Here is a 24861-nt window from a genome sequence, read left to right as displayed (position 1 = left end):
TTGGTAAGGAAAGTGAAATGAGCAGTTTTATTGAAATAAAGGATCTGCACTTTTCCTATGTGAACGACCTTGAAGACCCACCTGTTAAAACGGAGGTGCTTAAAGGCATAAATCTGAACATAGAAAAAGGCGAGTTTGTGGCAGTGCTTGGTCATAACGGCTCAGGCAAATCTACACTTGCAAAGTGCATAAACGCTATAAATCTTCCTGAGTCGGGGGCTGTCTATGTGAACGGCATGGACACTTTGGACGAAAATAACCTCCTGCCTATAAGAGAAAAGGTGGGCATGGTATTCCAAAACCCTGATAACCAGATAGTTGCAACTATCGTGGAGGAGGACGTGGCTTTCGCCCTTGAAAATATGGGCGTCGAGCCGAATGAGATACGCAGGCGTGTTGACGAGGCTCTTAAAACCGTCGGTATGTATGAATACAGACTTCATGCACCTCATAAGCTTTCAGGCGGACAGAAACAGCGTGTGGCTATCGCTGGAATAATCGCAATGAAACCTGATTGCATACTTCTTGACGAGCCTACCGCCATGCTCGATCCTCACGGCAGGGACGAGGTAATGAAAACTGTCAAAATGCTCAACGAGCAGGGCGTTACTATCGTGCTTATCACCCATTATATGGAGGAAGCCGCACAAGCGCAGCGTGTTGTTGTAATAGACGGTGGCGAGGTCATAATGGATAACGTTCCGAAGAAGATATTCTCAAATGTGGAAACCATGAAAAATCTGGGACTTGACGTGCCGCAGGTGACAGAGCTTTGCTGGGAGCTTAAAAGGGCAGGCTATGACATCTCCACCGAGATAATCCACGAGGACGAATGCGTTCAGAAGCTTTATGAAATGCTTAAGTGATAGGGAGTAACAATGGCAGTAATTAAAACGGAAAACTTGACTTATGTTTACGGCGAGGGTACGCCCTTTCGCAAAACAGCCGTAGACAATGTTAATATAGAGATAAATGACGGCGAAATGGTGGGTATAATAGGACATACAGGCTCAGGTAAATCTACCCTTATCCAGCATTTCAACGGTCTTTTGAAGCCCACGAGCGGAAGCGTCTATATAGACGGAGAAAGGCTGTGGGACGATAAATCAAGGCTTCGCCCTATAAGATTTAAGGTGGGTCTTGTGTTTCAGTATCCTGAGTATCAGCTCTTTGAGGAGACCTGTTATAAGGATATCGCATTCGGACCTAAGAATATGGGTATCAAGGAAGAGCAGATAGACAAGTATGTCAAAGAAGCCGCAAGAATGGTAGGGCTAAGCCCTGAGATACTTGACAAATCGCCTTTCGAGCTTTCAGGCGGACAGAAAAGGCGTGTGGCTATAGCAGGCGTTATGGCAATGAATCCAAAGGTGCTTATCCTTGATGAACCTGCTTCGGGTCTTGACCCAAAGGGCAGAGAGCAGATTCTTGGTCTTATAAGAGAGTATCATGAGCAGATGAAAAATACTGTTTTGCTGGTATCCCACTCTATGGAAGATATCGCAAAGAACGTTTCAAAGATACTCGTCATGAACGAGTCAAAGCTGTTTTGCTATGACGATACAGTAAAGGTGTTTCACCGCTCTGAGGAGCTTGTGTCAATGGGGCTTGCAGTGCCACAGATAACAAGAGTTATAAACAGGCTCAAAGCCATGGGCATAGATATTAAGGATGATGTGTATACAGTTGGCTATGCGAAAAAGGTCATCCTTGAAATGCTGGAGCAGAAAAAGAATAAGTAAGCAGCGGACTGCCTTTGACCCATATGAGCAGAGAGCAGGACTGTGTAAGTTGAGATAGAAAATTGGAGGAATATACCTTGATAAAGGATATTACTATAGGACAGTATTTTCCTGGAAATTCTGTCATTCACCGAATGGACGCACGAATAAAGATAATAATGACGGCGGTTTTCATAGTAATGCTTTTCGCCGCAAACAGCGTGTGGGGACTTCTTGTGGGCATAGCTTTTACTATTCTCACTTTTATCATATCGAAAATACCTGGCAAACTAATGCTAAAAAGCTTGAAACCTATCGTGCCGATAATAATATTCACGGCGATACTCAATCTGCTTTTTATCAGAACGGGCAAAGCCTATTTTGAGTGGAAATTTCTCAAGATAACCGATGAAGGCGTTGACACGGCAGTGTTCATGATGATAAGGATAATCTGCCTTATTGTCGGCACTTCGCTTCTTACCTACACCACCTCGCCTATCGACCTGACAGACGCTATCGAAAGATTGCTTTCACCGCTGAAAAAGATAAAAGTGCCTGTCCATGAGCTTGCAATGATGATGACTATTGCCCTGAGATTTATCCCTACCCTTATCGAGGAAACAGATAAGATAATGTCAGCACAGAAAGCAAGAGGAGCGGATATGGAAACAGGCTCACTCATTCAGAAAGCCAAAGCCCTTATCCCAGTGCTGATACCGCTTTTTGTGGCATCGTTCAGACACGCTGAGGAGCTTGCTCTCGCAATGGAGTGCCGTTGTTATCACGGCGGAGAGGGCAGAACAAGAATGAAACAGCTCCATATGAGCATAGTCGACCTCTACGGCTCGATATTCTGCGTGCTGTTCCTTGCAGGCGTTATCGTCATAAATATAGTTCTTTAGGAGGGGTATTATGAGCAGTGTTTTTAAAGATATGGATCAGGACGACAGACTTGACACTTTGGAAAGAAAAGTCAAGAAACTTGAGAGAAATGCAAATGGGGGAAATAAAATGTCAGGCATTATAAAAGAACTTATCGGCAGAGAATGTACCATTGACGGCGACGGGATTTATGGTCATAGCTGTACTATTCTTGACGCAGACGACGAGTGGGTAAAGCTTATCGTCCACGAAAAGAAAAGCGACAGCACCATGATAGTAAGACTTGACAATATAGATTCCATAACACTCGACTAAAGAAACGGGATATACTCATGACAAATTTCAGGATAATACTTGCCTATAACGGCACAGCCTATCATGGGTGGCAAAGGCAGAACAATGCCATTGCCGTTCAGCAGGTGCTTGAAGAAGCTATCCTCTCGCTGACGGGACAGACAGTCACAGTGAACGGCTGTTCACGAACAGATGCAGGAGTACACGCAAGAAGATTTTGTGCAAGCTTTCTTATAGAGTCCACAATAACCTGCCGTGGCATAGTTTTCGGTCTTAATTCAAAGCTGCCGGACGATATCTCAGTGCTGGAGTGCGAAAAAGTCCCCCTTGATTTTCACGCAAGATATATGTGCAGCGGCAAGGAGTATGAGTATATTATACATAACAGCGAGATAAAAAATCCTTTTTATAAAGATACAGCCTACCGCAGTTGGTTTCCAATAGACGAAAAAAAGCTCGATAAAGCGGCACAGGATTTTGTGGGAACGCACGATTTCAAAGCCATGTGTTCCACCGATTGCACAAAGGAGAATACAGTTAGGACTATATTTTCTTTCCATGTAAGACGTGAGGGCGAGCTTGTGATATTCACAGTTTCGGGAGACGGCTTTCTGTACAATATGGTAAGGATAATGGTAGGCACGCTTATTTTTATAAATGAGGGCAAGATAGGAGAAACTCAAATACCCGATATACTTGCGTCAAAGGACAGAACAAGAGGCGGAAAGACCGTTCCGCCGCAGGGATTGTATCTTAACGAAGTATATTATGATAAAGATAAAGGATCTGAACAAGGTGAATGATAAAAGATCAAAGAGCAGGCGGAGAAAGAAAAATCCGCCTACCAAAGAAGAAAAAACAATAAGAATAACCAAGCAGACGGATTTTGTTCAGCGTGACGAGTTTCACGGTGCAGAAGAGCCTATGCCGAACGTTACTTTCAGAGAGATAAAGCGTCAAAAAAAGGCGGCTCAGAAAGCGGCGGAACGTGAGCAGGAAGAACAGCTCCGAAAAGAAGCGGAAGAAGCCGAGGAGTCACGAAGCAGAATAGAGCTGACGAACACCGAGGATAAAGCCGATGAGGAAAAGCCTGAAAAAGCTGATGAAAGCAAGATAACAGTATCAGGCGGTGAAAATAAAGAGCAGGCTTCAGAAAGCAAAGAGGAAAAATCCGAGCATAAAAGCAGAAAAGAGAAAAAGGCTGAGAAAGCCGAGAGGTCTGACGAGGAGATATCCAACGTCACCGATATAAGAGCTGCAAGAAAGAAAGAGAAAAACAAAAAGCTCTATAAAAAGATAGCCGCCATAGCAGTGGTGGTCGCTTTCGGAGTTGGCGTTTACGCTTCAAGAGGAGTGTGGGTGCCGAAGCTTGAGGGCATTTTGGACAGACCTCATGCCACTATAGTAAACGACGGCAAAAAGCAAAGCGGAAATTTCCCGCTGACCTTTGATGAAAGCTCCGTTAACGTTATAAAACAGCTTTCCGACGGTATAGTTCGAGTTGACGACAGGAACATTGCTTTTTATGACGAGTCTGGCAATAAGATATCGGATAATTCTCACAACTTTGCAAACCCTGTTGTAAGAACATCTGGAAAGCGTGTGCTTGTTTACGATAACGGTGGAAATTCTTTCAGAGTGCTGAATAAAAAGGGCGAGCTGCTCTCAAAGGATATAGACCAGTCTATACTTTTGGCGGAGATAGCCCCTGACAGCACAGTTGCAGTGGTCACCCAGACTGAGAAATATGCCGCAGTGCTGACAGTTTATGACTCCTCGGGAGCGGAGATATATCAGTGGTCAAGCTCACGAAGAATACTTGATATAAGCTTTGATAAGGACGGAAGCGGCTGTTGTATCTCAACATTTTCCAGCAGTGGCGGAGCGTTACGCTCGGTCATCTATTATGTGACCTTTGACAGCACAGAGGAGAAGATGAAGAGCGAACAGCTTGAAACTCTCGCAGTTGCCGTCCAGCGAAACGATAACGGCGATTATTGGGTAGTGGGCGATACCTGCTTCTACAAGCTTGACAGCAATGGTAAAATACTTATGCAGTATGAATATCCTGAGGAGCTTTCAGACTATGCCCTGACAGATACCACTGCCGCAGTAGCATTTGACGGCATACAGCGTAAAACAGGAACTCTTGCAGTGTTCCGTTCGGACTCTGACGGAGATAAGCCTGATAGCGTTGTTTATACTCAAAGTGGCAAGCCTAAGAAAATGACCGCAGAGAACAAGAAGGTGATCCTTCTCGGCGAGGATAATATAGAAGCCTATGACAGTGCAGGAAATCTACTTGCAACAGCGGCAGTGTCCTCTGAGTATCTTGACTTTGTTTACCTCAACGATAGCGTTTATTTCCTAGGTCTGCATGAGATAAACAAAATAGCTTTCGAGACCTGACGAAAGGCAGGAAAATATGGCATATTTTTTTGACGGAGCAGTTATAATGATCCTTATCGTGACCGCTCTGACAGGATACTGTAAGGGCTTTGTGAGATATGTCATCACAATGCTCGGAACAGTGGCAGCCGTTCTTGTGGCTTTTCTTATAGCCAATATGTCGGCTGAAAATGTATATAACAAATATTTCAAAACACAGCTTATAACGAGCCTTGAAAACGCTGCTGAACAGACGGATCTTTCAAAGCTTGTGAGCAATGAACTGAAAAACGAGGGCGTTGATATCGACCTTTCAGATGAGGAGATAAAAAACGTCCTGTCAGGGGCGGGCACTCTTGCGGAGAATACCGAAAAGCTACTTGTTTCAAAGGGAACAGACCTTGATACTGCTCAGCAAAAGGGCGAGGAGCTTTCAGAGTATATCCACAGCGTTATGCCCCAAAAGCTCAGCGAAAAGCTGGAGGGTAATAAGCTTGGAAAAAGTCTGTCTAAGGCGGTGAAGTTCACTTCCGAGCAGATAGACGAAGCCGTCAAGGCTCTCTCTGAGGGTGGCAGAACTGGTGCTGAGTATCTGGAAAAGAACATTTTCCGACCGATCGCCCTGACTTTTATAAGGCTTTGCGTGTTCATGACGGTGTATGTGCTTATGGAGATAGTCATAAGGCTTATCCTGCGTCTGTCGGGAGTTTTTACCCGAATGGCAGGTCTGACAGCGGCAAACCGTTTCGCAGGCATGGCGCTTGGTCTTTGTAAAGGCGGTCTGTATCTGGTGTTGATAGCCTTTATGGTCTGCACTGTGATAAATGCCACCGAGAACAAGCTTCCAAAGTTCAACAGCGCTGTTTTTGAAAATACCTATCTGTTCAGTTACTTCTTTGATATTCTGTATAAATGATTACCGTAAGGTGTATCAGTAAGGAAAGGAGCAAATAAAAATGTTAATGTGTTCAAGATGTAAAAAGCGTCCTGCTGTGGTGTTCATCTCACAGATGAACGCCAAAGACCCTCAGCACAAGAAGAACGAGGGACTTTGCCTTGTTTGTGCCAAGGAGCTTGGCATTTCGCAGGTGGACGATTATATGAAGGCAATGGGCATCTCAGACGATGACCTTGAAGCAATGTCAAATCAGCTTATGGAGGCTTCCGATGGGGACGATTTTGAGCCGGGCGGAACGAACTTCCTGAGCAATCTTTTCGGCGGTGACGCAGCCAATCTTTTCAGCAACCTCGCAGGAGGTATGCCTAAAGCCACCGATGAGGGCGGAGATAAAAATCCAAAGGATAAAAAGAAAAAGCTAAAATTTCTCAACAACTATTGCACAAATCTTACTCAGAAAGCAAGAGAGGGCAAGCTTGATAACGTTGTGGGCAGAGATAAGGAAATATCAAGAGTTATCCATATCCTGTCAAGACGTCAGAAGAACAACCCATGCCTTATAGGCGAACCTGGCGTTGGTAAAACAGCCATTGCCGAGGGTATCGCACAGAGGATAGTTGGCGGAGATGTGCCGTTTCATATCAAGGATAAGGAGCTTTACCTCCTCGACCTTACCGCACTTGTTGCAGGCACTCAGTTCAGAGGACAGTTCGAGAGCCGTTGCAAAGGACTTGTAGAGGAAGTAAAAGAGCAGGGCAATGTTATCCTCTTTATAGACGAGGTGCATACCCTTGTTGGCACAGGCGATAACGAGGGAACGATGAACGCAGCTAATATCCTGAAACCGTCCCTTTCAAGAGGCGAGATACAGGTAATAGGCGCAACGACTTTCAAGGAGTACAGAAAGTATATCGAAAAGGACTCTGCACTTGAAAGACGTTTCCAGCCTGTAACAGTTTCCGAGCCGACAGTTGAGGACACAATCACAGTCCTCAAAGGCATAAAGCAGTATTACGAGAATTTCCATAGAGTAAAGATATCAGACGATATGCTCAGAGAGTGTGCAGTGCTTTCTGAAAGATATATCAACGACAGATTTCTCCCTGACAAGGCGATAGATCTTCTTGATGAAGCCTGCGCCTGCACAAGTATCAGAACACCTGAGATAGAGGAGTTCGACGCACTTAACGAGGAACTTAAAAAGCATGAAAAGCTCGTTGAGGATTACGAGCAGAAGTCAGACCCTGACTATGAGATAATCGCAAAGGAAAAGGGCGAGATACTCAGGATACAGAACAGACTCAAAGAAGTGGAAGAAACTCTTAAAAACGTTCAGGTCACAGAAGAAGATATATCAAAGGTAATAGAGCTTTGGACAGGTATCCCTGCCAATAAGATAGCTCAGACCGAGTATGATAAGATAAAGCATCTTAAAGAAGCCCTTTCAAAGCGTGTTATCGGCCAGGACGAAGCCGTTGATAAGGTCGCAAAGGCAATAAAGCGTACAAGGGTTCAGCTTTCAAAACGTCGCAGACCGGCTTCATTTATTTTCGTCGGCCCAACAGGTGTAGGAAAGACCGAGCTTGTGAAAGTCCTTGGAGAAGAGCTTTTTGACGCCACCGAGCCGCTTATCAGAGTTGACATGACCGAGTATATGGAGAAGCACTCAGTATCAAAGCTTATCGGCTCACCTCCGGGATATGTAGGCTTTGATGAAGCAGGTCAGCTTACCGAAAAGGTGCGCCGCAGACCATATTCAGTGGTACTTTTTGACGAGATAGAAAAGGCTCACCCTGACGTTATGAACATACTTCTCCAGATACTTGACGAGGGACGTATCAACGATTCACAGGGCAGAAGCGTTTCATTTGAGAACACAGTTATCGTCATGACATCAAACGCAGGTTCGACTGATAGAGATACAGGTGTGGGTTTCAATAAGACTGACAGCGATATCGCCAAGGATAAAGCAATGAAAGCACTGAGAGATTTCCTGAGACCTGAGTTTCTTGGAAGAATAGACGAGATAGTTGTGTTCAATCCGCTCACAGAGGAGAATTACGCAGGCATAGCAGGTCTTATGCTTGACGAGATGAAGTCGCCGCTGGAGGAGAAACATATCAGCCTGAGATATACAGATGAAGCTCTGAAAACTATTGCACATAAGGCATACGGTCAGAAGCTTGGTGCAAGAGATATCCGCCGTGTCATAAGAAACGAGGTGGAGGATAAGATAGCCGAACTGCTTATAGACAAGGGCGAGGGAGCAGTGTCCGCCGTGGCAATATCCGCTGACAACGGAGAGATAAAGGTGGACGCACTTTAAAAGCCTAAAGTTATAAAATCAGGGTAAAAATTATAAAAAAATACTTGATTTTTATGACGGTATGTTATATAATAAAGGTAAGGTTGTTAGTTTTTTAACAACGTGAATTAAAAAATTAAATTGAGAGGTGTCTTTAAAATGGCAGGTTTAAACAAAGTTACTGTTGATGACATTAATGTAAAGGGCAAAAAGGTACTCGTAAGAGTTGACTTTAACGTTCCTCTTAAGGACGGCGTTATTACAAACGATAACAGAATAACAGCTGCTCTCCCAACTATCAAGAAGCTGGTAGCTGACGGCGGCAAGGTAGTTCTGTGTTCACATCTTGGCAAGCCAAAGAACGGCCCAGAGGCTAAGTTCTCACTTGCTCCTGCTGCTGCAAGACTTGCAGAGCTTCTTCCTGAAACAAAGGTAACATTCGCTGCTGACGATACAGTAGTTGGCGACAACGCTAAGAAGGCAGTTGCTGAAATGGCTGACGGTGATATCGTTGTTCTTGAGAACACAAGATTCAGAGGCGCAGAGGAAACAAAGAACGGCGAAGGCTTCGCTAAGGAACTTGCTGACCTCGTTGACGACGAAGTATTCGTAATGGACGCTTTCGGTTCTGCACACAGAGCTCATGCTTCTACAGCAGGCGTTACAAAGTTTGTTAAGGAAACAGCAGTTGGTTATCTCATGCAGAAGGAGATCAACTATCTCGGAAATGCAGTTGAAACACCTGTTAGACCATTCGTTGCTATTCTCGGCGGCGCAAAGGTAGCAGATAAGCTCAACGTTATCTCAAACCTCCTCGAGAAGTGCGATACACTTATCATCGGTGGCGGTATGGCATATACATTCCTTAAGGCACAGGGCAAGGAAGTTGGTCTTTCCCTCGTTGACGATACAAAGATCGACTACTGCAAGGAAATGATGGCAAAGGCTGAAAAGCTCGGCAAGAAGCTTCTTCTCCCTATCGACACAACAGTTGCAGCAGGTTTCCCTGATCCAATCGACGCTCCTATCGACGTAGAAGTTGTTGATTCTGACAAGATCCCAGCTGACAAGGAAGGCCTTGATATCGGCACAAAGACACAGGCTCTCTTCGGCGAGGCTGTTAAGTCTGCAAAGACAGTTGTTTGGAACGGTCCTATGGGCGTGTTCGAGAACCCAACACTTGCAAAGGGTACTATCGCAGTTGCAAAGGCACTTGCTGAAACAGACGCTACAACTATCATCGGCGGCGGCGACTCAGCAGCAGCAGTTATCCAGCTTGGCTTTGCTGATAAGATGTCACACATCTCAACAGGCGGCGGAGCTTCACTTGAATACCTCGAGGGCAAGGTCCTCCCAGGTATCGACGTAATCGCTGACAAGTAATATATCTTACTAGGCTATAAGCTAGGGGCAGGCAAGTTTTGCCTGTCCCTTTTTTATGCAGAAATCGAGGTAGTAAAAATGAATGAAATAACACTACTTGCAAAAAGCGGATTAGGCTGGCAGGGCATAGGCGGAACAATTCTTCTGCTCACAGGCATTGGACTTATCTATTTCGGTATCAAAGTTTTGCAGGGTTATCGCTTTTTTCCTGAGCAGGAATATAATATCCCTGAGGAGGATCACTACGAACCAACTCAGGCAAAAGCCTTGCAGAAAGTCAAGACCACAATGCCTGACTTCAACGGCGGCGAGGACAGAGTTTTTACCGAGTGGAAAATCGGCTATACCATTGACGGCGAGAAATATACACAAATAGTTACAGACAACGGCTATGAAAAGGGCGACATGATAGACATAAAGTATAACCCCGCAAACCCACAGGAATTTTACCTTGACGATGAAAAATCAAAGGTAGAAGTCACTGAGGAGGAAAAGGAAGCCGAGGAAAAAGAGGAGAAAACGCCTTTCGGCTATGCGGCTATCGCTATTGGAGTCCTGCTTGGCGTTTTCGGTGTCGTTATGCTTATAGACAAGCTGTAAAAAACAGATAAAATAAGTCCAAGCCTTTGTTAATTAGTTGACAAATACGAGTGAATGTTGTATAATAAACTTGGAAAACTAGCAGGAGCAGTTTTTCTGTTCCCTATAAAAAATAAAGGAGTTTTTTATCATGAAAAAAGCTGTAAGAAAAGCAATTATTGCAGGAAACTGGAAAATGAACAAGACAAGACCTGAGGCTAAGGAGCTTCTCGAAGCTATCAAGCCACTTGTTGCAAACGCTGAGGGCAAGGTAGAAGTTATCGCTTGCGTACCTTTCACAAACCTTGAAACTGCTATCAACGCAACAGCAGGCTCAAACGTAAAGATCGGTGCAGAGAACGTTCACTTTGAGAAGAGCGGTGCTTTCACAGGCGAGATCTCAGCAGATATGCTCGTTGAGCTTGGCGTTGAGTACGTTGTTATCGGTCACTCTGAGAGAAGACAGTATTTCGGTGAAACAGACGAAACAGTAAACAAGAGAACAAAGGCAGCTCTTGCAGCTGGTCTTAAGCCTATCGTTTGCGTTGGCGAGCTACTCTGGGAGCGTGAGTGCAACATCACAGAGGAAGTTATTGCAAGACAGGTAAAGCTTGATTTCTTCGGCGTATCAGCAGAGGACGTTAAGAAGTCTGTTATCGCTTACGAGCCAGTTTGGGCTATCGGCACAGGCAAGACAGCTACAGCAGATCAGGCAGAGGAAGTTTGCGCATTCATCAGATCAACACTTGCTAAGATCTATGACGAGGCTACAGCAGAGGCAGTTACAATTCAGTACGGCGGCTCAATGAACGCTAAGAACTGCGCAGAGCTTCTTTCTAAGGAGAACGTAGACGGCGGTCTTATCGGCGGTGCTTCACTGAAGGCTGCTGACTTCAACACTATCGTTCAGGCAGCTGTTGAGGGCTAATTAACAGACGGATATCTAGGGGTAAAATATCATTCGTCACAAGAACAAACAAATAAAAAGTTCCGCAGGGGACGGCTGCGGCTGCCCCTGCGATTTTTTTGAAAGGACTAAGAAATATGTCAAAGAAACCCATAGCACTTATCATTATGGACGGCTTCGGCTATAATCACAAGGATTACGGCAACGCTATCAGAGCTGCCAAAACACCTAATATCGACAGACTTCTTGCCAACTATCCGCACACTCTTATCGGCGCAAGCGGCATGGACGTTGGACTTCCTGAGGGACAGATGGGTAACTCAGAGGTAGGCCATACAAATATCGGTGCAGGAAGAATAGTTTATCAGGAGCTTACAAGAATTACAAAGTCTATCAAGGACGGCGAATTCTTCTCAAATGAAGCTTTCACAGCAGCCGTTGAGAACTGCAAGAAGAATGACAGCGCACTCCACCTGTTCGGACTTCTTTCAAACGGCGGCGTTCATTCACATAATTCACACCTCTATGGCCTTTTGGAGCTTGCTAAGAAAGCAGGTCTTACAAAGGTATACGTTCATTGCTTCATGGACGGCAGAGATGTTCCTCCTACAAGTGGTGTTGACTTCGTAGCTGAGCTTGAAGAAAAGCTCAAGGAAATTGGTGTCGGCAAGATAGCAACAGTAATGGGACGTTACTATGCAATGGACAGAGATAACCGTTGGGAGCGTGTAGGCAAGGCTTATGACGCAATGGTGTACGGCGAGGGCAATAAGGCTGATAACGCAGTTGACGCTATCAAGGCTTCCTATGCCGCTGACGTTACAGACGAGTTCGTTGTTCCTACAGTTATCGATGAGAACGGCAAGATATCCGCAAACGACAGCGTTATCTTCTTCAACTTCCGTCCTGACAGAGCAAGAGAGATAACAAGAACTCTCGTTGACGATGATTTCACAGGCTTTGAGAGAAGAAACGGCAGATTCCCACTTTACTATGTCTGCATGACACAGTATGACGCAACAATGCCAAACGTTGACGTTGCATTCAAGCCAGCAAGCCTTGAAAATACTTTCGGCGAGTATATCGCAAAGAAGGGTCTTTCACAGCTTAGAATTGCCGAAACAGAGAAGTATGCACACGTTACATTCTTCTTCAACGGCGGTGTAGAAGCTCCTTTTGAGAACGAGGACAGAGCCCTCATCAATTCACCAAAGGTAGCAACTTATGACCTCCAGCCTGAAATGAGCGCATATCTTGTTTGCGACGAAGTTCTCAAGAGAATAGAGTCTGACAAGTATGACGCAATTATCCTCAACTATGCAAACTGCGATATGGTAGGTCACACAGGCGTGTTCGACGCAGCCGTAGCAGCAGTAGAAGCAGTTGACGAGTGCGTAGGCAAAACGGTTGACGCAGTTCTTGCAAAGGGCGGTATAGCACTTATCACAGCAGACCATGGCAACGCAGATAAGATGATGGAAGAGGACGGCTCTCCATTCACAGCCCACACAACCAACCTTGTACCTCTTATTATCGCAGGCGCAGGCAATGTTCTTATCAGAGAGGGCGGCGTTCTTGCTGACCTTTCACCAACAATGCTCAAACTCATGGGTCTGGAGCAGCCAAAGGAAATGACAGGTAAGTCTATCATCAAGGACTAATTTTCATAAAATAATCAAGGCAGTACCGAGAAAATCGGCACTGCCTTTTTTGTATCCCATCTATTCACTTGCTCTGTATATTGCCCAAACCCTATTTCAGCGGGTCAAGCCCTTTAGCCATTATGCAGTAGGTACTGCCGTATGGGTTCGGTATGGGTGGCATTCTGCTCACATGGAACTCTTTCGGCAAACCACGGCTGTCACATGGGAAACTCATGGTCACACAAGTGCCTTTGCCGATCTCGCTGCGATAACTTAGTTCACCGTCAAAACGGTCGCAAAAGCATTTTGCCAGTGCAAGCCCCAACGCCTCGCTGCTACTGTATTTCTGGAATGTGCCAAAGGGCGTGATAGCCGCCTGCCATACATCATCTGTCATGCCGTTGCCATTATCATTTACTGACAGTATTATCCTGTCGTCCTCAGTTTTTAGGATAAGCTCCACCTGCCGCTGTTCCTTGCCATTGTACATATATGCGTTCACAAGCAGATTTACAAGCACATTTTTAATAAGGCTTTTGTTTGTTTCAAAATAAATGCACGGGTCAATGGAGTATCTGAAAATACAGCCGTCCTCCTCCAGCAAATTGCCTTCTTCGTCGCATACCTCACCGCATATGTCTGATAGGCTCTGATATTCAGTTGTGAAATTGCCGCTGAAATATTTTGCAAGTTCTGTCATGTTCACCGTTGCGGAAAATGTCTTCAGTATACGAAGCCTTGCCTCATGGTCAAAATGCTCATATTCAGTGCCGGCTTTTGAAGAGAAGGAATTCTTTTGGCTGTCAAGCATCGCTAACATTTTAGAAAGCTCCATCCTTATGTTGCCGAGAAAATTCGATTTGAAGCGTAAATATCCAGACTTGTCCGAAAGACGTTCTATGTCCATGCAGGAGTAATAGTGTATGAGATAATTCGTTATAATGCCATTATCTCTCAGTGGTTCAAAACGCATTGCCGCCGAGTCTGCAAACCTGCCCTTATATTCAAAGGTAGCTGTCTTTTCAACAGGCAGAATGAAAGTGTTTTCCGGAGTATCGCATAAAGCAGAAATATCTATAACATCAGGCAGATCACCATGATTTTTCCAAATGACATTAAGCTCAGCGTCAGTGAGGATAATGTTTTCCTCAGACTGAGCGTATATCTCTTTCACAGAAGATGTCAGTTCCACTTTGTTAGCCTGCCTTTCATAAAGATCTCATGTAAATATTATAACCTAAACTGTCGGGGTAGTCAATAAAAAATCATCAATATTTGATCATATTTTAAAGAATTTAGCAGTGCTTTGACGGATCAAGACTCAGATGGCTTTGGGGTGAAGTTTTAAGGCAATACCGCACAAAGATTGTGCGGTATTGCCTTAAAGAAAAAAAGTTCTAAGTTTTTTGTAAAAACACTTGCAATGTATAGAAAAATGTAGTATAATAAGTACAGAAAAATTTTTAGGAGGTAAATTAATTATGGCAGTTAAAGTCGCAATTAATGGTTTTGGACGTATTGGACGTCTTGCATTCAGACAGATGTTTGGCGCAGAGGGCTACGAGGTAGTTGCAATCAACGACCTGACAAAGCCTTCAATGCTCGCTGATCTTCTTAAGTATGATACAGCTCAGGGCGGTTACTGTGGTAAGATCGGTGAGAATCTCCACACAGTATCAGCTGATGATGAGGCTAATACTATCACTGTTGACGGCAAGACTCTTCAGATTTATGCAGAAAAGGACGCTAAGGATTGTCCTTGGGGCAAGCTTGGTGTAGACGTAGTTCTCGAGTGCACAGGCTTCTATACATCAAAGGCTAAGAGCCAGGCTCACCTCGATGCTGGTGCTAAGAAGGTAGTTATCTCAGCTCCTGCTGGTAACGACCTCAAGACTATCGTTTACTCAGTAAACGAGAAGACACTTACAGCTGACGATACAATCATTTCAGCTGCATCTTGCACAACAAACTGTCTTGCTCCTATGGCTAATGCTCTTAACAAGTATGCTCCTATCCAGAGCGGTATCATGAGCACTATCCATGCTTACACAGGCGACCAGATGATCCTCGATGGTCCTCACAGAAAGGGTGACCTGAGAAGAGCAAGAGCTGGTGCTGCAAACATCGTTCCTAACTCAACAGGTGCTGCAAAGGCTATCGGCCTTGTAATCCCAGAGCTTAACGGCAAGCTCATCGGTTCTGCACAGAGAGTTCCAGTTCCAACTGGTTCAACAACAATCCTTACAGCAGTTGTAAAGGGTGCTGACGTAACAGTTGAAGGCATCAACGCTGCTATGAAGGCTGCATCTTCTGAGTCATTTGGCTACAACGAGGATCCAATCGTTTCTTCTGACGTTATCGGCATGAGATTTGGTTCACTCTTCGATGCTACTCAGACAATGGTATCTAAGATCGCTGATGACCTCTATGAGGTACAGGTAGTTTCTTGGTACGACAACGAGAACTCTTACACATCACAGATGGTAAGAACAATCAAGTACTTTGCTGAGCTTGCATAATCTGCACAGCCAAGACTAAATTGCTTACTAAAGACCGCTTCATCATGAGGCGGTCTTTTTTTGTATTAGTTTATAGCAATGGTGGGTAATCAACGGGCGAACAGTGTTTGTCCGTTGATCATAATTACACAAAATGTATATACCGGGTCAGTTGTTTCAATTTTTTTTTTAATTTCTATTGAAATTTTAATTAATATGGTGTATAATATTCTTGTGGTTGGTTATTCATGATACTTTAATTATACCACAAAAAAGACTGCTGTCTTGCTTTTTTGCAAGATCGCAGCCTTTTTTCTTGGGGACTTTTTTTACAGTCCCTTTTGTCGTTCATATCAGAAACCACGTCTTCCGCCATGACCACCGCCAAAGTTTTTTCCCTTGGAATTAGAAGTAACAATGCCGTCAATAGTCACGGTTTCCGACTGCAATCCTGCCGTAATGGTGTAAGTTTCGCATTCCTTCAGGTCAGCGCTTGTGAATACAACGCTCTGCCAAGTCTTTGTAGGGGTAAAGCTTAAGATCTCCTTGCCGTCACTGTTAGTGATAGTCAGTTTTTCGTTTGCTGAAACTGTCGAACCAAGATCGTGCAGAACACTGTATTGTGTGGAGCTGTCACCAAAGCCTTCTTCCATTCCAACCGCACCACAGGCGATGAGCGTTCCCCCTGTTACAGTTGCAGTGCCGTTGTAGTCAAGTGCACCATTGCCACCGTTAGTAGGTCCGCAAACGTAAACTGTACCGCCTGCCATTGTGAAGTTGCCATTTGAGTCAAGTCCGTCGCCGTCAGCGTCAATGGTTACAGTTCCTTCGTTGATGTTAAGTTCAACGCCGTCCTGTGACGAGAATTGGTCAGCACCCATTCTGCCTGTTGACCCTGTGTCGCTTCCGCCTGCGCAGTTTATTCCGTCATCGCTTGCTACCACTGATATGGTGCCACCGTCTATTGTCACGATAGATCCCTCGATACCCTCGTAGCTCTTTGTGATGTCTACAGTGCCGTCGGATATGGTCAGATTTCCGTTAGCGTGCATTCCGTTGTCACCTGACGCCGCAGAAATATTTCCTCCTGTTACCACAATATTTCCATTGCTGTGTACTGAATCGTCTGCCGAATCTATCTTGAACTCACCGCCGCTTATGTTCACCTCGCTGCCTGCTTTTAACGCCTTTGCAGATGTTGATGTGCTGTCGCTGTCTGTAGCGGCGTTAGCCGTAGCCTCGATTGTCAGCCCCGTGTCGTCAGCCGTAGGCATCGTAGGCGGGTCGCCTCCCATGCCGTTTCCGTTATCGTCAGGTCTGCCCATTCCGTTCGGACCACCACCACCGTTGTCCATGTTGTTCTGCCAATTTCTGTTTGGCGTGCCGTCAGACTTCATAGAAGCGTTTGCACTTCCACCTCCTGTGGTGATGTCAAAGCTTCCGCCCTCGATAGAAAGCACAGTTTCCGCCTCGAATGCGTCATTGTTTGCGACTACTGTGAAGCTTCCCCCTGTCACGCTTATAAAGCCTTTGTCAGAAGCCTCTGTGTTAGTGGATTTTATGCCGTTCGTGCCTGCGGAAATGTTGAATGTTCCGCCAGATATCTTAACGCTGTCCTTGCCCTCCATAGCGGTTGAAGCCGAGGTCACATTGATATTGCCGTCAGTGATAACAAGATCGTCCTTTGAAACTATACCGTGCTTGTAGTTTGCATTCACCGTAAGTGTACCGCTGCCGTTTATAGTAAGGTCGGCTTTGGAGAAAATAGCACCGTCTGTGTTGCTGTCATCTTCTCCTAAAGAGTAGCTTGCACTGTCCGTCAAAACGTTCTCTGTGCCGTCCTCCAGCACGATATAAACTTTTTTAGCTTTGCTCACAAGCAGGGGAGCGTTGTCAGCACAAGTTATGTCAACTCCATTGAAAATAAGCTTTATTTCAGCCGTCTTGTCCGCTGAAACGATTATCCTGCCGTTGGTCGCCGTGCCTGAAAGAATGTAAGTGCCTGTCTGCGAAATGGTAACAGTTTCCCCTTCTGAGGTCGCACCCTCACCGTCTATAGCCGCACTGCCATCAGCAAATGTAATCCCTACTGAGCTTTCCTCGTCATATCCAACGTCAATGTCCTCTGCCGCAATGCTTGCGTCAATGTCAGACTTTGCCGCCTGAGAAACACTGCTTGTGGTCTGTGAAGAATTTGCACTCTCTGAACAGCCTGAAAAAGCCGCTACCGTGATAAAAAACGCCGCTGTGATAGCTGCCAGCTTTTTAGTGTCCGAAATTTTCATGAAAAATACCCCCTTGTATGGTAAAAAAGGTTGAAAAAAGCCGCACAAGACCGCTTTAGCCTTGTGCGGTTTTGCTTATGGATACTTTTGTTAGTTTGTCAGAATGATTGTTCCTCAATGTCTGCTGCCACTGCACACATTATCTCAAGGTTGCCGTTTCTGCATCTAAGTTCGTCAATAAGCTTCTTTTCATTAGCATCACCCTTTAGCTCTATGCGATATTTCAGCTTGAAAAGACTTCCCATATTTGTGGTCTTTACCGAAACAAGCTCACATTCTGAAAGATACTTTTCAAATATATCGTCAAATACCTCGGTGTAATCAAGGCTTTCAGGGATAGTGATACTAAGATCCTTGTGACCCGACTTCTTTTTGCCAATAGGCAGAAGCGTGTAAATAATGTTCAGCAGGCTCACGCACACAGCAAGCATAAGAGCCAACGCAAGGTGGTTCGTGCCCGTCGCAAGACCGACAGCCATTGAAAGGAATATAGCACAAATGTCCATGGCACTTCCCGGTACAGAACGGAATCTTACCAAGCTGAATGCACCCATAACAGCCACACCGGTACCGATGTTTCCGTTTACAAGCATTATCACTACCTGTACTATCACAGGCAGCAAAGCAAGCGTCATCATAAAGCTCTTTGTCTTTTTCTGCTTGAAGTTGAATGCAAACGCTATTATAAGACCAAGCACCAACGAAGCCGCAGTGCAGAAAACAAATTCGTTTGTAGTTATCGCCGCCACGGTCGTTTCAGTGGTGGTCACAGTAGTAGCCGCAAGAGTAGTTGAATTAAGCACAGCTTATCACCTTACCTTTATGTATTTTTTCAGAAAATTCGTTAAGATACGCAGTTCCGTATTTTGAGAATGACGCAGGATATATCTCCAGTTCATCAAGTATAGCCGATAACCAAAGTGGCATAGCGTTCGGTATCTTTATCTCCATTACCCTCATGCCAGCAGGCAGAAGCTCTTTGCCCCAAATGCCATTGTCAAGCTCCTTTTGCTCCTCACGGTAAAGAATGTGCGTGTCAAAGGTCAGCCTAAGGGACGGGTCTTCCGCACCGCAGTAAGCAAGCCTGTCATAGCTAAGATACATAGCAGGAGCAATGCCCTCATAGAATTTGAGAAAATATTTCAGCTCGTTCTCTATCTGCGGATTATCATGAGGTACATCTTTGCCTGCAAAGAAATCACGGGTCTGTGCAAGGGTCATTTCAATACGCCTCTTGTAGACCACACCCTTGTATTTCTTTTTAAGCTCCACAAAGACCATGTCTTCATCATTAGGTACGCCGTAGCTCCTTACTCTCAGCTTTTCCTTGTAAACAGGCTTTTCAATGGAGTTTCTCACAAGCTGATGACTTGGTGTGTCATAATATATGTTGCAGATAGTGCTTTTGTAATATCTGTCTTTGACAAAATGCCCATCGAGCTTTTTTATAAGCTTTTCATAAGTTGGTTCATCAACGATATATTTTTTCTCTATCCGTCTGAACACTTCCTGATTGCCATTCATATCCACGCCTCTTTTCGTGATTTTTTCGTATGCTTCGTGTAAACTTTCCTTTGATTAAAAGTATATATGAATAACTTTAAATATAGCTAAACCTTATATGTATTTTGTGTGAATGTTTATGAATATTGCAAAATACCTTATATTTATATACAAAAAACGGGTGAACTTCTGTCCACCCGTGGAAATTATTTTGTACTATATTATTCCGCAATAGCCTTGTGGAAAACCTTCTTGCCCTTCTTGATAACAACAGGCTCAGAGAGATCAACAAGACCCTTAGGGTCAGTGAATTTCTCGCCATTCACCGCAATGCCGTTCTGAGTAACAAGACGTCTAGCCTCGCCATTTGAAGGACAAAGTCCGCACTTAACAAGAAGCGTAAGAATACCTATCTTGCCGTCAGTAAGATCAGCCGCCGCAATAGTCGTGCTAGGCATATCGTCGCTGTTTCCACCGCCTGCAAAAATAGCCTTTGCCGCAGCGTCAGCCTTGTCAGCCTCTTCTTTGCCGTGAACAAGCTTTGTCAGCTCGTAAGCCAAAAGCTCCTTAGCCTTGTTGTATTCAGCACCCTCCATGTGTTTCTCCATTTCCTCTATCTCCTCGATAGGAACGAATGTGAGCATCTTCAGGCACTTGATAACATCAGCGTCGCCAACGTTTCTCCAGTATTGATAGAACTCGTATGGAGAAGTTTTTTCAGGGTCGAGCCATACAGCGCCCTTTTCTGTCTTGCCCATTTTCTTGCCCTCAGAGTTAAGAAGCAGAGTGATAGTCATTGCATAAGCGTCCTTGCCAAGCTTCTTTCTAATAAGCTCAGTACCGCCCAGCATATTAGCCCACTGATCGTCACCGCCGAACTGCATATTACAGCCGTAATCCTGGAAAAGTCTGTAGAAATCGTAGGACTGCATTATCATGTAGTTGAACTCAAGGAAAGTAAGACCCCTTTCCATTCTCTGCTTGTAGCACTCAAATGTAAGCATCTTGTTTACAGAGAAGCAAGCGCCAACGTCACGAAGCACATCAACATAATTAAGGTCGAGAAGCCAATCGCCATTGTTTACGATAATAGCCTTGTCATCAGAAAAATCAATGAAGTGTGACATCTGCTTTTTGAAACATTCAACATTGTGGTTGATAGTTTCCTTTGTCATCATTTTTCTCATATCTGTTTTGCCTGACGGGTCGCCTATCATAGCCGTACCGCCTCCGATAAGAACGATAGGCTTATTGCCAGCCATTTGCAAACGCTTCATAAGGCAAAGTGCCATAAAGTGACCAACGTGGAGTGAATCAGCGGTCGGGTCAAAGCCGATGTAGAAAGTAGCCTTGCCAGCGTTGATAAGCTCCTTTATTTCCTCCTCATCAGTAAGCTGAGCGAGAAGACCTCTTCTTTTCAGTTCTTCAAATACTGTCATTTTTCATACCTCCGTATTATTTTTTGCGGTACATAAATAAAAAAATCCCCTGACAGAGTATCTGTCAGAGGACGAATCATCGTGGTACCACCTCAGTTTATCGGGAAAACTCCCGACCTTACAGGCTCAGCAGAAAGCGAAGCCATAGCACTGTAACGTGTGCAAACCGTTTCGCCTTACGCAAAAGCTTTCTCGGCGAACAGCTCAGGAATGTATTCACACTTTGTAGAAATGCTTTCTCGCACCGACCGAAAGCTCTCTGAAATTTCGCAAAAGGCTACTTATTTCCGTCATAGCATTTAAACCTATTGATATGACTATAGCACACTTTCACCCTTTTGTCAACCCCCTTTTTGTTAGGAGTTAGGAATGAGGAGTGAGGAGTGAGGAATAAGAAGTGAGGAATGAGGAGTGAGAAATGAGGAATGAAGGTATCGCCTGCGGCGATGATTATTTATTGTAGGGGCGAACTTTTTGCCCCTGCATTATCCCCCACTTTTTTAAAGAATTAACTTATTCGTCTACAAATGTACAAAAACATATGATATAATAAAATTTATATGATTTTATTTAGTTGGGAGAAAGAAAAATGCTGAAGCTTTTTAGGTATCTGAAAAACTATAAAAAAGAAAGCATAATCGGTCCGCTGTTTAAGCTTATCGAAGCCTGCTTCGAGCTTGCAGTGCCACTCGTTATGGCTAATATCATTGACGTGGGTATAAAAAATCAAGATAAGCCCTATATCTATAAAATGGGTGGCGTGCTTGTTCTCCTCGCCTTCTGTGGTCTGGCTTGTGCGCTGACTGCTCAGTATTTCGCCGCAAAAGCTTCCCTAGGCTTTGGAACAGCCCTCCGACGTGACCTTTTCAAGCATATCAATTCACTGTCCTATGCCGAGATAGACAGCGTTGGAAGCCATACCCTCGTCACAAGAATGACAGCGGATATCAATACCGCTCAGCAGGGCGTGAATATCCTCCTTCGTCTGTTTCTTCGTTCGCCTTTTATCGTTTTAGGCTCAATCATAATGGCATTCTCTATCTCAGTGAAGCTTACTCTTATCTTCCTGATAATCGCCCCATGCCTTGCCTATGTCATCTACCTTATAATGCACATCACTATCCCGCAGTATAAGAATATCCAGAAAAAGCTGGATAAAACTAACCTTATGACAAGCGAAACTCTCACAGGTGCAAGAGTTATCAGAGCATTTTCCCGTCAGAAAGACGAGGAGAAAGAGTTCGCTGATAATACCGAAGAACTTAGGCGTCAGCAGATAATTGCAGGAAGAATTTCCGCCCTTATGAACCCTGCCACATATGTCATCGTAAACTTTGCAATAATGGCTATCATATGGTTCGGCGGCAAAACGGTTTATACAGGCTTTATCTCACAGGGCGAAGTGATAGCCCTTGTAAACTATATGAACCAGATACTCTTAGCACTCCTTGCTATGGCGATACTTGTTACAAATATCACCAAAATGCAGGCTTCCGCTATCAGAATAAATGACGTTTTCGATGTGGAGCCAAGTGTATCCGATAAGGATAATAAGCCTGTCGCAACTGACGGTAATGCCCCATGCGTAGAGTTTAGAAACTGTTTCTTCTCGTACGCATCAGCCGAAGCCGACTCCCTTTCGGATATCAGCTTCAAAGCCATGAAAGGCGAAACTATCGGTATAATCGGCGGTACAGGCTCAGGTAAGACCTCTCTTATCAACCTTATCCCAAGGTTCTATGACGTCCGTCAGGGCGAAGTCCTTGTTGACGGCGTTGACGTAAAAGAGTACCCATTCTCACAGCTCAGAGGTATGATAGGCATTGTTCCTCAGAAAGCCGTCCTCTTTAAGGGTACTATAAGACATAATATGCAGTGGCGTGATAAAAACGCCACGGACGAGGATATCTGGAACGCTCTTGATATCGCTCAGGCGAAAGATTTTGTTGAGAAAAAGCCTGATAAGCTTGACGAAATGATCTTGCAGGAGGGCAAAAACCTCTCAGGCGGTCAACGTCAAAGACTTACCATTGCAAGAGCATTGGTCGGTGATCCTGAGATACTCATTCTCGATGACTCAGCCTCCGCCCTTGACCTTGCCACAGATGCAAGACTAAGAAAAGCTATCCACGAAAAAACAAGCGGCATGACCGTCTTCATAGTTTCACAGAGAATCTCATCTATAAAAAGTGCCGATAAGATAATCGTTCTTGACGATGGCAAAATAGCAGGTATCGGCACTCATTCAGAGCTTTATAACGGCTGCGAGGTATATAAAGAAATATGCCTTTCACAGCTTTCAGAAAAGGAGGCGCAGGCAAATGGCTAAGCAAAGCACAAAAAACAAGCTTGATACCTCAGCTCTCAGACCGCTTCTCAAATACGCAAAACCGCATATGTGGCTGTTCATACTGTCCATGGTCTTTGCGGTCATAGCAGTTGCCACCACCCTTTATGCTCCTATTCTCGTCGGCAACGCTGTTGACCTTATCATAGCCAAGGGACTTGTAGATTTTGACGGAATTATCAATATCATCATCAAGCTTGGCGTAACAGTCACTGTAACAGGCATTGCCCAGTGGCTCATGTCACTTTGTACAAATAAGATAACCTATTGCGTGGTAAGAGATATCCGAAACGATGCTTTCGCAAAGCTCCAAAAGCTACCCCTTTCTTATATCGACTCCCACCCTCACGGTGATATAATCAGCCGTATAATCTCCGACTTGGAGCAGGTGTCAGACGGACTTCTCATGGGCTTTTCACAGCTTTTCACAGGCGTATGTACAATTTTTGGTACACTTGGCTTCATGCTCTCTATCAATGTGAAAATAACTCTTATCGTGGTTATCCTCACTCCGCTTTCCCTATTTGTCGCAAGATTTATTGCCAAGAACACATTCAAGCTTTTCCACCAGCAATCAGTTGCAAGAGGCGATATGACCAGCCTTGTTGAGGAAATGACAGGCAATCAGAAGGTAGTAACAGCATTCGGCTATCAGGAAGAAGCTGAGGAGCAGTTTGAAGAAGTGAACCTGAAACTCCAGAAAGTTGGACTTAACGCCACATTCTTCTCCTCACTCACCAACCCATGCACACGTTTTGTAAACAACCTCGTCTATATGGCTGTCGGTATCGTGGGCGCACTCTCTGTAATAAAAGGCGTGGGCTTCACAGTTGGTAATCTCAGCTGTTTCCTCACCTATGCAAATCAGTATACAAAGCCTTTCAACGAAATATCAGGCGTTATCACCGAGCTTCAAAGTGCATTCGCTTCTGCAAAGCGTGTCTTTGAGGTCATAGACGAAACAGAGGAGATACCTGACAGCTCTAACGCTACTGTCCTTACCTCCGTTGACGGCACATTAGACGTTGACAACGTGTCCTTCAGCTATGTGCCTGATGTGAAGCTTATCGAGAATTTTAACCTCCATGTAAAGAGCGGTCAGCGTACAGCTATCGTAGGACCAACAGGCTGCGGCAAGACCACCATGATAAACCTCCTTATGAGATTTTACGACACCGACAGCGGCGAGATACGCATAAGCGGCGAGCCTATAAAGGATTGTACCCGTGACTCCATGAGAAGTATGTACGGCATGGTCTTGCAGGAAACGTGGCTGAAAACAGGCACCATAAGAGAGAACCTCTGCTACGGCAAGCCTGACGCCACCGAGGAAGAAATGATAGCCGCCGCCAAGTCAGCCCATTGTCACGGCTTTATAAAGCGTCTGCCAAAGGGCTATGATACCGTTATTTCAGACAGCTACAGCACTATCTCCGCAGGACAGAAACAGCTTCTCTGTATCGCACGAGTAATGCTCTCGCTGCCGCCAATGCTCATTCTGGACGAAGCTACATCGTCTATAGATACCCGTACGGAGATATTGGTACAGCGTGCCTTTGAGAAAATGATGCAGGGCAGAACGAGCTTTATAATCGCCCATAGACTTTCTACTATCAAGAACGCAGATACGATCATAGTAATGGATTCGGGACACATAGTAGAGCAGGGAAGTCATGATGAGCTTATGGCAAAGAACGGCTTCTATGCCGATCTCTATAACTCACAGTTTGCTGTGACGTGATCCCAGCGTTTGTTTATAAAAAAACTGATGTAGGGGCGGCCTTTGGTC

At 44.8% G+C, this 24861-nt stretch carries 20 protein-coding genes and 1 other annotated feature; of the genes, 15 read left to right on the top strand and 5 right to left on the bottom strand.

The window, feature by feature from the left end; all coding sequences use genetic code 11:
• Positions 1-17: 17 nt before the first annotated feature.
• The 12 genes from AB5Z01_RS03020 to gpmI all read left to right on the top strand — a co-directional run bounded on the left by AB5Z01_RS03020 (position 18) and on the right by gpmI (position 13018).
• A complete protein-coding gene (locus tag AB5Z01_RS03020; protein ID WP_287215214.1) occupies positions 18-866 on the top strand; it encodes an energy-coupling factor transporter ATPase in 849 nt (282 codons plus the stop codon).
• 12 nt (positions 867-878) lie between these two features.
• Positions 879-1742, top strand: coding sequence for an energy-coupling factor transporter ATPase (locus AB5Z01_RS03015; protein WP_117956502.1), 864 nt, complete (start codon positions 879-881; stop codon positions 1740-1742).
• Positions 1743-1819: 77 nt separating this feature from the next.
• Entirely contained in the window at positions 1820-2623 is an 804-nt protein-coding gene (locus AB5Z01_RS03010; RefSeq protein WP_117956501.1) for an energy-coupling factor transporter transmembrane protein EcfT, read from the top strand.
• Positions 2624-2633: 10 nt separating this feature from the next.
• The gene (locus tag AB5Z01_RS03005) at positions 2634-2918 is read left to right on the top strand and encodes a hypothetical protein (RefSeq protein ID WP_195220090.1); all 285 of its coding nucleotides are present in this window, start codon (positions 2634-2636) and stop codon (positions 2916-2918) included.
• A 17-nt stretch (positions 2919-2935) separates the two neighbouring features.
• The gene (gene truA, locus AB5Z01_RS03000) at positions 2936-3700 is read left to right on the top strand and encodes a tRNA pseudouridine(38-40) synthase TruA (RefSeq protein ID WP_265290536.1); all 765 of its coding nucleotides are present in this window, start codon (positions 2936-2938) and stop codon (positions 3698-3700) included.
• Entirely contained in the window at positions 3666-5306 is a 1641-nt protein-coding gene (locus tag AB5Z01_RS02995; RefSeq protein WP_287215216.1) for a DUF5711 family protein, read from the top strand. The genes truA and AB5Z01_RS02995 overlap by 35 nt, the downstream gene beginning before the upstream one ends.
• 16 nt (positions 5307-5322) lie before the next feature.
• Positions 5323-6201 (top strand): CvpA family protein, encoded by an 879-nt coding sequence (locus AB5Z01_RS02990; protein ID WP_287215217.1) that lies wholly within the window; start codon positions 5323-5325, stop codon positions 6199-6201.
• A gap of 40 nt (positions 6202-6241) precedes the next feature.
• Positions 6242-8509, top strand: coding sequence for an ATP-dependent Clp protease ATP-binding subunit (locus AB5Z01_RS02985; protein ID WP_287215218.1), 2268 nt, complete (start codon positions 6242-6244; stop codon positions 8507-8509).
• A 138-nt stretch (positions 8510-8647) separates the two neighbouring features.
• Positions 8648-9871, top strand: a complete 1224-nt coding sequence (gene pgk, locus AB5Z01_RS02980) for a phosphoglycerate kinase (protein WP_138338638.1) — start codon at positions 8648-8650, stop codon at positions 9869-9871.
• A 78-nt stretch (positions 9872-9949) separates the two neighbouring features.
• Positions 9950-10471, top strand: coding sequence for a DUF3592 domain-containing protein (locus tag AB5Z01_RS02975; protein ID WP_287215219.1), 522 nt, complete (start codon positions 9950-9952; stop codon positions 10469-10471).
• A gap of 130 nt (positions 10472-10601) precedes the next feature.
• A complete protein-coding gene (tpiA, locus tag AB5Z01_RS02970; protein ID WP_278461590.1) occupies positions 10602-11378 on the top strand; it encodes a triose-phosphate isomerase in 777 nt (258 codons plus the stop codon).
• Positions 11379-11494: 116 nt separating this feature from the next.
• A complete protein-coding gene (gene gpmI / locus AB5Z01_RS02965; RefSeq protein ID WP_022287440.1) occupies positions 11495-13018 on the top strand; it encodes a 2,3-bisphosphoglycerate-independent phosphoglycerate mutase in 1524 nt (507 codons plus the stop codon).
• 91 nt (positions 13019-13109) lie between these two features.
• Here the strand turns inward: gpmI and AB5Z01_RS02960 are convergent, their stop codons facing one another.
• A complete protein-coding gene (locus tag AB5Z01_RS02960) occupies positions 13110-14192 on the bottom strand; it encodes a HAMP domain-containing sensor histidine kinase (RefSeq protein WP_287215221.1) in 1083 nt (360 codons plus the stop codon).
• 289 nt (positions 14193-14481) lie between these two features.
• On the opposite strand from AB5Z01_RS02960, the gene gap reads away from it, so the two are divergent.
• Positions 14482-15519, top strand: coding sequence for a type I glyceraldehyde-3-phosphate dehydrogenase (gap, locus tag AB5Z01_RS02955; protein WP_022287438.1), 1038 nt, complete (start codon positions 14482-14484; stop codon positions 15517-15519).
• Positions 15520-15851: 332 nt separating this feature from the next.
• Here gap and AB5Z01_RS02950 read toward each other — a convergent pair whose 3' ends face one another.
• The 4 genes from AB5Z01_RS02950 to tyrS form a co-directional block, all read right to left on the bottom strand.
• A complete protein-coding gene (locus tag AB5Z01_RS02950) occupies positions 15852-17783 on the bottom strand; it encodes a carbohydrate-binding domain-containing protein (protein WP_287215222.1) in 1932 nt (643 codons plus the stop codon).
• 98 nt (positions 17784-17881) lie between these two features.
• Complete coding sequence (locus tag AB5Z01_RS02945) at positions 17882-18586, bottom strand: DUF4956 domain-containing protein (protein WP_242994518.1); 705 nt, start codon at positions 18584-18586, stop codon at positions 17882-17884.
• The gene (locus AB5Z01_RS02940) at positions 18579-19307 is read right to left on the bottom strand and encodes a polyphosphate polymerase domain-containing protein (protein ID WP_046439948.1); all 729 of its coding nucleotides are present in this window, start codon (positions 19305-19307) and stop codon (positions 18579-18581) included. Before AB5Z01_RS02940 ends, AB5Z01_RS02945 begins: the two co-directional genes overlap by 8 nt.
• Positions 19308-19507: 200 nt before the next feature.
• Complete coding sequence (tyrS, locus tag AB5Z01_RS02935) at positions 19508-20725, bottom strand: tyrosine--tRNA ligase (RefSeq protein ID WP_117856625.1); 1218 nt, start codon at positions 20723-20725, stop codon at positions 19508-19510.
• A gap of 64 nt (positions 20726-20789) precedes the next feature.
• Positions 20790-21028 (bottom strand) — a binding site (T-box leader).
• Positions 21029-21314: 286 nt separating this feature from the next.
• Here tyrS and AB5Z01_RS02930 point away from each other — a divergent pair.
• Both AB5Z01_RS02930 and AB5Z01_RS02925 read left to right on the top strand, forming a co-directional pair.
• Entirely contained in the window at positions 21315-23054 is a 1740-nt protein-coding gene (locus AB5Z01_RS02930) for an ABC transporter ATP-binding protein (RefSeq protein WP_287215224.1), read from the top strand.
• Complete coding sequence (locus AB5Z01_RS02925; protein WP_118053238.1) at positions 23047-24813, top strand: ABC transporter ATP-binding protein; 1767 nt, start codon at positions 23047-23049, stop codon at positions 24811-24813. The genes AB5Z01_RS02930 and AB5Z01_RS02925 overlap by 8 nt, the downstream gene beginning before the upstream one ends.
• The last annotated feature ends 48 nt before the right edge of the window (positions 24814-24861 follow it).

Source organism: Ruminococcus sp. RTP21359st1_H3_RTP21359_211015 (assembly GCF_040909065.1).
Classification (GTDB): Bacteria; Bacillota; Clostridia; order Oscillospirales; family Ruminococcaceae; genus Hominimerdicola; species Hominimerdicola aceti.
Note: the sequence above shows the minus strand (reverse complement) of the source record. Positions and strands in the feature narration are given on the sequence as shown.